The sequence below is a fragment of the Oscillatoria sp. FACHB-1406 genome, assembly GCF_014698145.1.
Taxonomy (GTDB): domain Bacteria; phylum Cyanobacteriota; class Cyanobacteriia; order Cyanobacteriales; family Spirulinaceae; genus FACHB-1406.
In genome coordinates this window covers 1-13,261 of record NZ_JACJSM010000009.1, presented here as the reverse complement: position 1 = coordinate 13,261, position 13,261 = coordinate 1, and the positions used below count along the sequence as shown (strand labels likewise).

The following is a 13,261-nucleotide window of genomic DNA, read 5'->3' as shown; positions in this document are numbered from 1 at the left end:
TCCATTATCAATTTCCCCTCAGTATGTCTCGCGTTCGAGTTCGACAGCACGTTAACCCCCTCAGTCATAAGTATCAAAACCCGATCGCGCCGCCGAATTGGGAGGAAATTTATCTTAACCCCAAACAACCGCTCCACCTCGATATCGGCTGCGCCTGGGGACGGTTTCTGCGAGACTTGGCACAAATTCAACCCGATTGGAATTACTTAGGGTTGGAAATTCGCGAACCGCTGGTCGTCGAAGCGAATCGCTGGCGGAATGATTTAGGGGCAAAAAACCTACACTATTTGTGCGGAAATGTCAATATCGATCTGCCGGTTATTGCGCGATCGCTACCCGCTGGAACCTTACAATGCGTCACCCTTCAATTTCCCGATCCTTGGTTCAAAAGACGGCACGCTAAGCGACGCGCCGTGCAACCGGAACTCGTTGAATTGTTAGCAGAAATTTTGCCGGAAGGCGGACAGGTTTTTCTGCAATCGGATGTTGAAGCGATCGCCCGACAAATGCGCGATCGCTTCAACGCTTGCTCGGCTTTCAAATTGCAACACTCCGACGAATGGCTAACAGAAAACCCTTTTCCCATCGCCACAGAACGAGAAAAAGCCACCTTAGAACGCAACGAACCCGTCTATCGATGCTTGTTTAAAGTGAATAATGAATAGAATCAAAAGTAGGGTGCGTTAGCGAAGCGTAACGCACCATTATCTTAACCAAAAACTGAGGGGAGTTTAATACTTATTAAATCTAACTTATACCAGTTCTCATTAATTTTGCACTATTCGCATCAACTAGGGCAGAGCAATGCTCATGGGTGTCAACTTAAGCTTATACCAGATTGATGTGAAGCTGCATAGAATGAAAAGTAGGGTGCGTTAGCGGAGCGTAACGCACCGCTATCCTGAGAATTTAGGAGAGTTGATTCTAGGCAACATAATCTTAAATTGGTATTAACCCCTCGCTCATCTAGCCCGCCTTGGGTTTGAACCCAAGGCTAATAGCTCAAGTCCTATAAATAGGACTGGGAAATTCAGATGTATTTAACCCGTTTCAACGGATTTCAGCTATTAGCCAAGAACTTGAGTTCTTGGCGGGCTAAGTGTTTCACCTTGAGTTGACGCTAATGAGCAATGCGGCTGCCCCTACAGATAAAATTTATTGCATCAGGACGGGGATTTGGTATTACAGAAAAAAAATCCTCAATTACGGGTTAGAATAACTACTACAGATAAAATTTAGTAAACGTAGGGTGGACAAGGTAACAAGTAGGATTTTTTGAGAGATTCATTAAGATAAACTTGCCCACCAACAGACCCGATAAAATACTGATAGTGATTGTTATAGCGTTATCCTGGCCCTCTAACCAAAAACTCCATGAGTGAGGTGAAAACATGACACTTACAACTTTGACGGCTTCCGGACAAATTACCTTACCTTCAGAAATTATCGAACGACTAAACTTAAAACCGGGCGACAAAATTGAGTTAGCGATCGCGCCGAATGGCAGAGTTTACATCCAACCTGCACCGATTGATGTCCGCACCTTATCGGGAATGCTATATCAAGCCGGGAGAGAAGCAATTTCCCTGGCGGAAATGGATGCGGCAATTATTGAAAGCGCAGGAGAATCAGTTTGAGGGGCTTAGATACTAACGTCATCGTGCGTTTCTTAGTCCGCGACGACCCAACACAGTGGCAAATTGCCGATTGCTATATTAATGAAGCTTTACAAGTTAATGAACCTTGCTTCATCAATAATATAGTCCTTTGTGAGGTTGCCTGGGTTTTACGAAGTCGATATAAACTCGGTCGCGAACAACTCATTCAAACATTAGAAAGTCTTTTAAGAGCTAACATTTTTGTATTTGAAGAGCCATCTGCTATTGAATGGGCGATTCAGCAAATGAGGTTAGGGAATGCGGATTTTTCAGATTATTTAATTGCGAGGGTAAATCAGTTAGCAGGATGTAGTGAAACTGCTTCTTTCGATGCCAAACTAAGTCACTTACCGCACATCAACTCTTTACGCTGAATTTTACGATACTCAACCCAAAAAGAGGGAAGAAGTTCAGGAAAATATTAAAGAAGCGATTGAACTGTATCCCGAGGTTTTGCAAGAGCGCGGAGAGCCGATTCCGGAACCAACCACTCGAGTCGGTTCTGTCGGCATTGCTGCATAGATGAATGGCACTGACTTAAGGCTGGTGGGCGCTGCCCACCCTACGAAATATCTGTAGAGACGTTGCAAGTCAACGTCTCTACAGGCTATTTATTCTTGCTTAACGTCAGTGCCATTCCTGCATAGATGGTTCTCTTGTCTTCTGCATCCTCCCTACTTAGCGTTCGGGCCGCGCAAATCGGGCAATTCCTCTAAGGTAATGTTTAAGAGCTTGCAGAGAGTCTTGACTTGAGGAATCGTCAGACTCGCTGGCGAAACTCCCCGTTCCCAATTGCTGACCGTTTTTGAGGTTACATCCAACGCTCTGGCCAATGCTTCTTGAGAGAGTCCTGCATTTTCTCTCAACTGTTTGAATTTCAACTCTTCCGACCTTGGCAAACTTTCTCCGGGCATCGCGAAATATATTTCTAGAAATTTATTGACAACAACCCGATTTTTCTGTAAATTGATTTCTAGAATCGAATTTATGATGCTTCCGGGATGCCGATAACAATTGACTTCCTCTACCAACCTTGTCTCTAGTGTTGCACCAGATGCGAGTCAAACTCAAGCCGATCGACGAAGGAGCGTGCGATGATATTGCCGAGCCGTTTATGAAACCTCGATACGACGAAGATAAAGATATTTCCCGCCATGCAGCAGTCGGTAAGGAAAATTGCCACAATATGGAACGACGCTATGGGTGGAAGTTGCTGGATATTGAAGAACTGCCCATTACTGCCCAGTCTATTACCAATTCCCATAGGTTTTGCACTATTCCCCAGAGCGAGGGCATAACAGTGTTCATGGGTGTCAACTTAAGGTGAAACACTTAGCCCGCCAGGAACTCAAGTTCCTGGCTGATAGCTGAAACCCGTTGAAACGGGTTGGATACATTTGAATTTCCCAGTCCTATAAATGAGGACTTGAGCTATTAGCCTTGGGTTTGAACCCAAGGCGGGCTAGGTGAGCAGGTTTAAGCTTAAGTTGACGCTAATGGCCCCTACAGACAAAATTTAGTGCATTGAAAATGAGAATTGGTATAAGTTACACCCAAGAGGGCGAATACCATTCGCCCCTACCGATTTGGTTTTTACCCCAATGATGCCCCGACCGGATTCGGTAAGATTACGAGGCGCAAGTTTGACCGAAAAATGCTATATTTTCCCGAAGATTTAACACAATAAGCGATGAACGGGACAAGCTGGGCGATTCTCTGCGGTGCTTATATTCTTGGCTTGTTCTCGACGGGAATTTTAGGAACGGATTTAAGGGATATTCCTTGGCAGCAGTGGGGCGGCTTGGCGGCGGGATGGACGATTTTAGGCTTGTTAGCCGGTTTTATCGTACCGCGATTTTGGCGAGTCGGGCCGCGCTTGCCGCTGTGGTTGGCGGCGGGAATCGTGGCGGCGCTAGCGGTCGTATCTTTGCAATGGCGAGTACCGCAGCCCGGAGAAAACGATATCAGCCGCCTGGTTACAACTCCGCCTACCGCCGTAGAAGTTAGCGGTACGATTGCCGAAGTTCCTACCCTGAATCGCAAGCAAAAGGTGCGTTTTACCCTGGAATGCGATCCCGCAGGGATCCGCGTAGCGGCACGCGCCAACAATCGCATCGTTACGGGCAAACTCTACGTTACCGTTCCCCTACTCCAAGGAACCGGACTCGTACCCGGACACAGGATTCGCCTTCGCGGACAACTCTATCAACCCCAAGCGCCGACATTACCCGGCGCTTTTGATTTTCAAACCTTTTTAGCGCGGCGCGGTGTTTTTGCAGGGATGGCAGGGGAACTGCTTGGAGAACCTAGCAGGACTCCTTGGGGATGGTGGCAAATCCGAAGGCGCATCGTGCGATCGCAAGTGCGGTGGTTGGGAAGTCCGAGGGGACAGTTGTTGAGTTCGATGGTGTTGGGGCGCGCGGCGGTGGATTTGCCGTTTGACATCCAAGATGAGTTTAGCCGCGCCGGACTCAGCCATGTCCTCGCTGCGTCTGGGTTTCAGGTTTCGCTGTTGGTGGGGGTGGCGCTGGCGCTGACGCGGAAGTTGGGGGCAAAATCGCGCTTAATTTCCGGTTTGGCAATGCTATTCTTTTACGTCGCTTTAACGGGAATTCAGCCTTCGGTGATGCGCGCGGCGTTGATGGGGGCGGCGGTATTGGCAGCGCTAACGGCGGATCGCAAGTTAAAGCCGTTGGGCTTGCTGTTAGCGGCGGCGACGGTGCTATTGCTGTTGAATCCGCTGTGGGTGTGGGATTTGGGGTTTCAGTTGAGTTTTTTGGCGACGTTGGGCTTAATTGTTTCCGCAACGGCGATAACTCAGCGTTTGGACTGGTTGCCGCCAACGATCGCGGGCGCGATTGCAGTTCCGGTGGCGGCTTCGTTGTGGACGCTGCCGTTACTCATCTATGCGTTTAGTACGATCGCGACTTATAGTTTAATCGTGAATGTCCTCGCGACACCGTTAATTGCGCTGCTGAGTTTGGGGGGAATGGTGTCTGCTGCGGCGGCGTTGGCGTTTCCACCGGCGGGAAGCGCGATCGCGTGGCTACTCGATTATCCCTTACGGGGGTTAATCGCGATCGTGGAAATTTTTAATCGCTTGCCGGGAAGTGCTTGGGCAGTGGGAACGATTACCCTCGGGCAACTGCTGTTTGTTTATGGGGCAATTGTGGGGATTTGGCTGTTGCCTGCGTTGCAAAAGCGTTGGTTGCTACCAATCCTGGCTGCTTTGACGGCGGTGTTGCTTCCTCTGGGCTATCAACATTTTACAGGAGTGCAAGTTGCAATTTTGCCGGAACGTCCTCTACCTGTTCTCCTGCTTCGCGATAAAGGTAAAGCGGTTGCGATTGCGAATCCCGATGAAGATAGCGCCCGTTATACCCTGATTCCATTTTTGCGCGATCGCGGCATCAACCGCCTCGATTTCGCGATCGCGCCAGTCAATCCCCTGAAAAGCGGTTGGAAAGAAGTTATCTCAAATTTAAAAGTAAATAAGCTCTTAAGCAGTGTAGAGCCTGCGAAAACTCCCGCTGATGAACCTCAAAACATAACATACCAGCCCTTAAAAATCGGACAAACCGAGCGAATCGGCACAACCGCGATTCAAATTCTCAGCGTGCAACCGCCCGTTTTGCAATTGCAGATTGGGGCGCAAAAAATGTTATTTGTCGATGCAAGCTTGGCTATCCCCAGCAAAATCGCTCCTCCCACCTCGCCTATCGAGACGCTGCTTTGGTGGGGAAAACCGTTACCGACTGAAGTTTTAAAGCAATTTAAACCGAAAGTTGCGATCGCGCCCTCTTTCGCAACCGTTCCCCCCAACGTGCAACGTTACACCCTCACCCGCGACAATCCCCTACAATGGACTCCCCAAAAAGGCTGGCAAACCCTCTCCGAGCAAGATTGATAATGGACAATTGATAATTGACAATGGATAATGGATAACGTCTTGGATAATTGACAATGGATAACGTTCGCAGCCGTTCATTGCTCTGTTGAAGCCTAATCTTTTTTCGTTACATCACATCCCTCGTTGGGCAGAGCCGAACGAATTGTCAATTACTCAGCAAATTTTATGCTATACTAAACCAGGCCAGCACCTTGGAGAGGTGGCAGAGTGGTTGAATGCGACGGTCTCGAAAACCGTTAAGGCGGCAACGTCTTCGAGGGTTCAAATCCCTCCCTCTCCGTTTCTAATACGCATTCAAGAGCGCAATATCAAACCGGGCGACTTGTTAAGCTTTGCTGTCGGTGCGTGCGGTAGCGAGGACAAGCACTCCAGTTGAATGAGGGTTATATCGCATTAATTGAGATTGCGATTCATCCTATGAACTACAAGGGATATAGCGTTTTTCTTTCGAGTAAGATACAGATTCCAATTAGTATGATGTTGCAACGGATTTACGAACTTGAAATTTAAGTCAATATAGCGGTGCGTTACGCTTTGCTAACGCACCCTACTGCATCGACTCAACTGTGGACTATTTTTCAAAACCTCGTTCTCTGCTGCGATTGGTTTATCCCTTTTAGCAAAATGTGCGTCATCGGAGACTGTTCGATCGTTCAATATTTTTAAAGCTTAATTTCAACTCATATTGCGTTTCTGAGTTAACAAACGACTGTTCGTTAGTAGGCCTCGATCGGGGCTAAATAATAATACCAAAACGAAGAAACTGGAGGATACTAAAACGATCGCGGGGCCGGAAGGAAGATTAGTATAATAGCTCAGATAAACGCCGGTAATACTGGACAAAGTACCGAAGATTGCTCCGACAAACATCATTTGATGCAGTTCTTTAACGAGGAGGTAAGCCGTTAAAGCGGGGCCGACGAGGAGGGAAATGACAAGGATAACGCCAACGGCTTGCATACTGGCAATAATAGTCAGGGTAATTGCTGCCATGAAGCCGAGGTGAATTGTGTTGACCGGTAAACCCATTGCTTGCGCGCCGGTGCGATCGAAGGTGTAGAATAAGAGTTCTTTATAAAAGAGTTTAATCGCGAGTAAAATCGGTACTGCAATACAGAAGGTTCGTAAAATATCGGTTTGGGTTACACCTAAGATATCGCCGAATAAAAAACTATCTAAATCCAGCTTATTTTGCAACACAGTAATCAAAGCGATCCCTAATGCAAAAAAGCTCGAAAATGTCAATGCCATTGCTGCATCAACTTTAACGCGGGATTGAGTGCGAATTCCTGCGATCGCGAGGGAACCTAATATCCCGGAAATAAACGCACCGATGAGAATATCGATGCCGAGAAAGAAGGAAATCGAGAGTCCCGGTAAGACGCAATGGGCAATTACATCGCCGAGTAAAGCCATGCGCTGCACGATTAAATAAGTGCCGACGAAGGGGCAAAGAATACCGACGATTAAGCCAATCGCGATCGCGTGGCGGATAAATTCATAGTGGAGTGGATCGAGTAAGAATGTCAACATAATTCGTAATTCGTAATTCGTAATTCGTAATTACTGGCAAACTTAATTATAATGCTACTTACCAAGCCTTTGGAGGTGGAACTGCCCGCTACTCAATATTCTAAGCGAGTTGCGTAGCCCTATAATACGGTTTTTAGAGCAACTAACTTCAGTTCTGGAAAACAAATAAATTCCTAGCATCGCATTTCAAGCACCTGATACCAATTCTCATTGATTTTGTACGATTCCCGAAGAGGGTATAACAATGTGGCTGCCCCTACAGCAAAAGAATTTAGTGCATCGCGATTGGGAATTGGTAGGACTTGATTCATGGGGTAATTATTACGAATTACATTTCGGCATTTCGGCAAGATCGATGACCGCAAATTACGAATTACGAATTATAAATTATCTTCTTTTTTCCTGTTAATAGATAAGTCTCAATTTCGCCTTTTCCCTTAATTTGAATCAGTCCTCTCTCCTCAAACTCAAAAAGTTCTTTCAATAAATGATAGGTTTTTGCCGTCACTTGAATACTTCCGGCTAATCCGTGCGATTCCATGCGACTAGCAACATTAACCGTATCGCCCCACAAATCGTAAATGAACTTTTTAATCCCAATTACGCCAGCGATCGCGGGGCCCGTATTAATCCCAATTCTCATGCTAAACGATTCGCCCGTCCGCTCGTTGAATTGCGCGATCGCATCTTGCATATCGAGGGCCATTGCAGCAACGGCTTCGGCGTGATCGAGTCGGGGCAACGGTACGCCCCCGACGACCATATAAGCATCCCCAATTGTCTTGATTTTCTCCAATCCGTGTTGTTCGGCAAGGCGATCGAAGTCCGAAAAAATAGTATTCAATAAATGTACTAATTCCTTGGGAGGCATTCGCGCCGAAAGGACGGTAAACCCAACTAGATCGGCAAATAAAACGGTAACTTCCTCAAAGGATTCGGCGATGTTTGTCGGTTCGGTTTTTAACTGTCGGGCGATCGCTTCTGGTAAAATATTGAGCAACAAGCGTTCGGATTGTTCCTGTTCTAAACGCAGGGCTTCTTCGGCTGCCTTGCGATAGGTAATATCGACCACAGTTCCTTCATAGTAGGCAATATTACCGCCGCGATCGCGAATAACGCGGGCATTTTCTGAAATCCAAATCGGACTGCCGTCAGCGCGATAAATTTCGGATTCAAATCCGGCAACGGCTTGATGTAACTCAATTTCCTGTTTCCATTGAGCCTGTCGTTGCGGATCCACGTAATAATGTAGTCCGGTTTCATCGAGATTTCGGTTGAGTTCTTCGAGGGAGTCGTACCCGTAGAGGCGAAGCAACGCCGGGTTAGCGCTGAGATATTTTCCTTCGGGGGCGATCTGAAAAATGCCTTCGGTGGCATTTTCAAAAATGCTGCGAAACTTAGTCTCTGCCTGACGCACGGCTTGTTCGGCTTGTCGGCGTTTTTCTAGGTTGAGGGTAAAGGCCAGGTAGCCCAAAATCGCGATCGCCAGAACAGCAACGCTAAAGAGTTCGATGAGGTATTTTTTGCGGATTAACCGACTCAAACGCGCTTGTAGCAGTCGATCTAAAGCAGGCGATGTCTCGTCGTACAGGTGAAAGCTTGCTTGGAGGGCTTGCGCGCCCGTGGTATAAAGATCGATCGCGGGCGCTTTGGAAGCTTCCTCTACCGCTTTCAGGCGGGCTAAATCTTCCAAGAACCAACTCGCGGTGTTAATATAGCTCCGGACGGCAGTATCGAGTTTAGATTTGAGCGTTGGGTTGGCTTGATAGGCCACTTCCATCCCCCGCGCTACCTCGTCCCTAGCCGTTTCTAAGGTTCCCGCTTGCATGGACAGTTGAACCTGTTGGTCGATCGCGAGGCGATCGCGTCGGATGGCTTCTTCGCCGAGAGTTCTAGCCGAGTCGATGCTTTCGATTGACTGCGGGAGATAAACGACGACGGGACTCATTAAGTAATAGCTATCGATGACAGGATCGAGGATCAGGTTGGAAGTATCGCCGACTTGCTTCATTAGTGCGATCGCTTTCGTGACGAATTTCCCGTGCGCGCCGACTATTGCTGCTTCATCGAGGCTGAAGACTTGCTTTTTCAACTGCTGCCACTCACCCTTAAGTTTGCGCCACTCTTCGCTTGTACGCAGGGGTTGTCCGAGGCGGCGATCGAGAACGTCTATTGCTTCGATTTCGCGATCGATTTGGGATTCAATCGCGAGAACTCTCGGTTTGTAAGCGCTATCCCCTTCTAAATATCTTTGGACTTGACTTTGATGCTCGATAAGGTACTCTAATACAGTTCGCAATCGAGCATTGTACTCGAGGCCGCGTCGTTCCTGTCGGGCGAACTGAATTTGGGTATCAACTTCAGAGATCAGTTGATGGACGACGGCGGTAAAGGGAAAGACGATCGCGAGAAATAAACCCGCGATCGCAACTAACCTTATTAACTTTGACAGCAGGGAGCGTTTCAACTCAACTTCAACTCCTTCTTCTCCCTGCCCCGTTTGCCGTTATCGTTGAAATTACCGCGCTACTGCTTCCTGTTCTCGAGCGAGAAACTTTTCTAACTCCGTCAGCGCGTCTGCATCCACTTTGGTTTGCATCGGACAGAACTTCGGCCCGCACATGGAGCAAAATTCGGCTGTTTTGTAAATATCGGCCGGTAGCGTTTCGTCGTGGTATTCGCGGGCGCGATCGGGGTCGAGAGCCAACTCAAACTGACGATTCCAATCGAAATTATACCGCGCTGCGGACAGTTCGTCATCGCGATCGCGCGCTCCGGGGCGGCGGCGGGCGATATCAGCAGCGTGGGCGGCAATCTTATAAGCAATCAAGCCATTACGCACATCTTCTGCATTCGGCAGTCCGAGGTGTTCTTTTGGAGTCACGTAGCAAAGCATCGCCGTACCGTACCATCCCGCCATCGCAGCCCCGATCGCGCTGGTAATATGGTCGTATCCCGGCGCAATATCGGTGACAAGCGGCCCCAGCACGTAAAACGGCGCTTCGGAACACTCTTCCATCTGCTTCTTGACATTAAACTCGATTTGATCCATCGGCACGTGGCCCGGACCTTCCACCATCACCTGAACGTCGTGTTCCCAAGCGCGGCGCGTTAACTGCCCCAAAGTTTTCAACTCCGAGAGTTGCGCTTCATCGGAAGCATCGTGAGTACAACCCGGACGCAGCGAATCGCCCAAACTGAAAGACACATCGTACTTTTTAAAAATCTCGATGATGTCGTTAAAGTGGGTATAGAGCGGATTTTGTTTGTGGTGGTGCAACATCCAGCGCGCGATAATCCCGCCGCCGCGCGACACGATTCCGGTAATGCGATTGCGGACTAAAGGCAAATATTCGATTAAAATCCCAGCATGGATAGTCATGTAATCCACGCCTTGTTGGGCTTGCTTCTCGATAACGTGGAGAAAATCATCGGGCGTGAGATTCTCGATTTTGCCATGTACGCTTTCCATCACTTGATAAATCGGAACCGTACCGATAGGAACGGGGGAAGCGTTGATAATCGCGGTGCGAATGATATCCAAGTCGCCGCCGCCGGTCGATAAATCCATCACCGTATCCGCGCCGTACTTCACCGCTAATTGCAGTTTAGCGACTTCTTCTTCGAGGTTCGACGAGTTGGGAGACGCGCCGATATTGGCATTCACTTTGCACTTAGAAGCAATCCCAATCGCCATCGGTTCGAGATTGGCATGGTTGACATTAGCGGGGATAATCATGCGTCCGCGCGCTACTTCCTCGCGAATCAACTCCACCGGCAGATTTTCCCGCTGCGCGACGTATTGCATCTCCTCCGTGTGCAAACCTTGACGAGCGTAGTGCATTTGCGTCACATTATCTTGCCCGCGACGCTTTGCAACCCATTCTGTACGCATATTTGGTTCCTCTTAATTAACAGCTTCCCTCCGCCGGTCCTAACCGGATTCAGGTTCTAAGGATACGATCTCAGCCCGAAAATCCGGGCGCTCCTAGCTTAGATTCAATATCGTAACATTACTGAGTTGGATAAAATGAGGCTGTCGGGAATTTTTAATAAATGGCGGTACCGATCGTCGGTAACAAGCAACTGGAGAAGGATTTGACCGTAAAGAGAACCCGCAAAAAATCTTAACAACAAAGGAATTCAGTGGAGTTATGAGAGGAAACGATCGCGCCCGAACTTCCAAACAAGCTAAAATTCTCGCGATCGCCGTCGAATCGAGCGCTCGCGCTCAACTGCTTGAATGGCTCGAAAGCGGTTCCTACAATGCGATCGCTGCGGAAACCGCGAGTTCCGGCCTGCAACTGGCACAAACCCAACGTCCCGACTTAATTTTATGCGAAGCGCGGCTACCCGATGCGGACTGTTGGGAGGTGTTGCGCGCCTTAAAAAAGGACTCGCAGGCTGCGATCGTTCCTTTCATCGTCCTCGGTTCGAGCAGTGAAACGGTAGATTTACAACAAATTATCGAAGCAGGCGGCGATAATTGCCTCAATGCGCCCTTAGAAGCTGAGAAAACCCTCAAAGCGCTCGAAACGCAGCTACAGAAACATCAAGCCATTCGTCAGTATTACGCCCAACGGCTCGAGCGGCAGTTAGAACGCGATCGCCTGACGCAATTGCCCGATCGCCAAACCCTCAACGAGCGCTTCGTAGAATTTCTCGAACGCTACGGTTTAAATATCTCCGAAAGAAGCAACGGCGCGATCGTCCCGGTTCTCTGCTTCAGTTTAGATCGCTTTTACCGCATCTACGACCACTTCGGGTATGCTTGGGGCGATCGCCTCCTGCAAGCGGCTGCCCGCCGACTCGCCCAAGCCGTGGGCGAACGGGGCGTAGTTGCCAGTTCCAACGCCCATGAATTTGCCCTCCTCCTGCCGCCTGTCGCCCATAAACGAGAAGTTCTCGATACCGTAGAACGCATCCGAGAACCCTTCAGCAAACCCTTTCATCTCGATCGCCAAGAAGTTTTTTTAAGTGCCAGTATTGGTATTTCGTTGTACCCTCGAGATGGTAGAAGCCTCGACAAACTGCTGCATCGCGCCACCCGAGCCATGAATACCGCTCGCACGCGCGGGGGAAACTGCGTCGAACTCTACACCGCCCTATTAAACATCGATCGCAGTAATCCCATCGGCCTTGAAAGCGAACTTCGCCGCGCTTGGCAGCGCCAAGAACTCGAAGTTTACTATCAGCCCAAAGTCGAACTTAAAACCGGGCAAATCGTTAGTTGCGAAGCACTCCTGCGCTGGCAACATCCCCAGCGCGGTTGGATTGCGCCCGATAAATTTCTTCCCGCTGCCGAAGAAATGGGACTCATGGGCGAAATTGGCGAATGGGTTCTCAAAACTGGCGGCAAGCAGCTTTATCAATGGCATCAGGCGGGCTGGAAGCATCTCTGTCTTGCCGTTAATATTTCCGCTCGTCAGTTCAACCAAATCGATATGCGCCAGCGTATCGCTAAAATTTTGGCTGAAATTCCCCTCAATTATCAATCGATCGAGTTAGAGTTTCTCGAATCCAGTCTGCTTCAAAATGCCGCCATCTCCGCCCAACGCCTCAACGCCTTCAAAGCCCTCGGAATGACTCTCGCGATCGACGACTTCGGCACGGGTTATTCTTCTCTTAATTACTTGCGTCAATTTCCCTTCAATGTCGTCAAAATCGATCCTTGTTTTATTCAAAACTTGGTCGATAATTATGCCAACCAAGCCATTATCAGCGCGATTATTCAAATGGCTCACGCTCTGGGCATTAAAGTAGTGGCTGAAGGGGTAGAAACTGAGGCAGAATTAGATTTTTTGTGCGCGCACCACTGCGATGAAATTCAAGGTTATATCTTCAGCCAACCTTTATCTGCTGCTCGGTTTACTGAACTTCTTCAGAGCGATAAAAAGTTAATCATGAGTCATGAAGGGTAATTTGTAATTCGTAATTCGTAATTTGTAATTTGTAATTTGTAATTCGTAATTCGTAATTCGTAATTTTAGTAATTTTAGTAGGGTGGGCAGCGCCCACCAGCATTAAATCCCCCATTCCGCACGACAAAAAGTAGTCCTTCTGTGCGACAGGTGAGAGGGAGTAGGAGTCAAGTCCCCTGATGAGGGAAAATGAAATCATGGCACTGTAACTGATGGGCTTCTCAAAGATGAATTCCCCC

10 protein-coding genes, 1 tRNA gene and 1 riboswitch are annotated in these 13,261 nt (G+C 48.5%); of the genes, 7 read left to right on the top strand and 4 right to left on the bottom strand.

The features are described from left to right. Nucleotides 1-23 precede the first annotated feature (23 nt). The 3 genes from trmB to H6G50_RS11180 all read left to right on the top strand — a co-directional run bounded on the left by trmB (nt 24) and on the right by H6G50_RS11180 (nt 2,032). Complete coding sequence (trmB, locus tag H6G50_RS11190; protein ID WP_190716183.1) at nt 24-665, top strand: tRNA (guanosine(46)-N7)-methyltransferase TrmB; 642 nt, start codon at nt 24-26, stop codon at nt 663-665. A gap of 726 nt (nt 666-1,391) precedes the next feature. Then, on the top strand, nt 1,392-1,637 hold the full coding sequence (locus H6G50_RS11185; protein WP_190716182.1) for an AbrB/MazE/SpoVT family DNA-binding domain-containing protein: 246 nt from the start codon (nt 1,392-1,394) through the stop codon (nt 1,635-1,637). Continuing rightward, a complete protein-coding gene (locus tag H6G50_RS11180) occupies nt 1,634-2,032 on the top strand; it encodes a type II toxin-antitoxin system VapC family toxin (protein ID WP_190716181.1) in 399 nt (132 codons plus the stop codon). The genes H6G50_RS11185 and H6G50_RS11180 overlap by 4 nt, the downstream gene beginning before the upstream one ends. A gap of 300 nt (nt 2,033-2,332) precedes the next feature. Here H6G50_RS11180 and H6G50_RS11175 read toward each other — a convergent pair whose 3' ends face one another. Continuing rightward, the gene (locus tag H6G50_RS11175; RefSeq protein ID WP_190716180.1) at nt 2,333-2,572 is read right to left on the bottom strand and encodes a helix-turn-helix transcriptional regulator; all 240 of its coding nucleotides are present in this window, start codon (nt 2,570-2,572) and stop codon (nt 2,333-2,335) included. A 140-nt stretch (nt 2,573-2,712) separates the two neighbouring features. On the opposite strand from H6G50_RS11175, the gene H6G50_RS11170 reads away from it, so the two are divergent. The 3 genes from H6G50_RS11170 (at nt 2,713) to H6G50_RS11160 (ending at nt 5,848) form a co-directional block, all read left to right on the top strand. Next, on the top strand, nt 2,713-2,985 hold the full coding sequence (locus H6G50_RS11170; RefSeq protein WP_190716179.1) for a hypothetical protein: 273 nt from the start codon (nt 2,713-2,715) through the stop codon (nt 2,983-2,985). Nucleotides 2,986-3,348: 363 nt separating this feature from the next. Further along, nucleotides 3,349-5,565 (top strand): ComEC/Rec2 family competence protein, encoded by a 2,217-nt coding sequence (locus H6G50_RS11165; protein WP_190716178.1) that lies wholly within the window; start codon nt 3,349-3,351, stop codon nt 5,563-5,565. A gap of 196 nt (nt 5,566-5,761) precedes the next feature. Continuing rightward, a tRNA-Ser gene (locus tag H6G50_RS11160) sits at nt 5,762-5,848 on the top strand. Between the two features lie 395 nt (nt 5,849-6,243). Here the strand turns inward: H6G50_RS11160 and H6G50_RS11155 are convergent. From H6G50_RS11155 to thiC, 3 genes are all read right to left on the bottom strand, one after another. Beyond that, complete coding sequence (locus H6G50_RS11155; protein WP_190716177.1) at nt 6,244-7,101, bottom strand: metal ABC transporter permease; 858 nt, start codon at nt 7,099-7,101, stop codon at nt 6,244-6,246. A gap of 373 nt (nt 7,102-7,474) precedes the next feature. After that, nucleotides 7,475-9,568 carry an adenylate/guanylate cyclase domain-containing protein gene (locus H6G50_RS11150; protein ID WP_242032791.1) on the bottom strand — a complete coding sequence of 698 codons (2,094 nt, stop codon included), beginning with the start codon at nt 9,566-9,568 and terminating at the stop codon, nt 7,475-7,477. 51 nt (nt 9,569-9,619) lie between these two features. Beyond that, the gene (gene thiC / locus H6G50_RS11145; RefSeq protein ID WP_190716176.1) at nt 9,620-10,996 is read right to left on the bottom strand and encodes a phosphomethylpyrimidine synthase; all 1,377 of its coding nucleotides are present in this window, start codon (nt 10,994-10,996) and stop codon (nt 9,620-9,622) included. 8 nt (nt 10,997-11,004) lie between these two features. Continuing rightward, a riboswitch (TPP riboswitch) is annotated at nt 11,005-11,101 on the bottom strand. 154 nt (nt 11,102-11,255) lie between these two features. Here thiC and H6G50_RS11140 point away from each other — a divergent pair. Next, nucleotides 11,256-13,022 carry a GGDEF domain-containing response regulator gene (locus H6G50_RS11140; RefSeq protein WP_190716175.1) on the top strand — a complete coding sequence of 589 codons (1,767 nt, stop codon included), beginning with the start codon at nt 11,256-11,258 and terminating at the stop codon, nt 13,020-13,022. Nucleotides 13,023-13,261 lie beyond the last annotated feature (239 nt).

Coding starts and splice junctions, on each gene's coding strand:
- trmB (WP_190716183.1), top strand. CDS start 24: ATGTCTCGCGTTCGAGTTCGACAGCACGTTAACCCCCTCAGTCATAAG.
- H6G50_RS11185 (WP_190716182.1), top strand. CDS start 1,392: ATGACACTTACAACTTTGACGGCTTCCGGACAAATTACCTTACCTTCA.
- H6G50_RS11175 (WP_190716180.1), bottom strand. CDS start 2,572: ATGCCCGGAGAAAGTTTGCCAAGGTCGGAAGAGTTGAAATTCAAACAG.
- H6G50_RS11170 (WP_190716179.1), top strand. CDS start 2,713: ATGCGAGTCAAACTCAAGCCGATCGACGAAGGAGCGTGCGATGATATT.
- H6G50_RS11165 (WP_190716178.1), top strand. CDS start 3,349: ATGAACGGGACAAGCTGGGCGATTCTCTGCGGTGCTTATATTCTTGGC.
- H6G50_RS11155 (WP_190716177.1), bottom strand. CDS start 7,101: ATGTTGACATTCTTACTCGATCCACTCCACTATGAATTTATCCGCCAC.
- thiC (WP_190716176.1), bottom strand. CDS start 10,996: ATGCGTACAGAATGGGTTGCAAAGCGTCGCGGGCAAGATAATGTGACG.
- H6G50_RS11140 (WP_190716175.1), top strand. CDS start 11,256: ATGAGAGGAAACGATCGCGCCCGAACTTCCAAACAAGCTAAAATTCTC.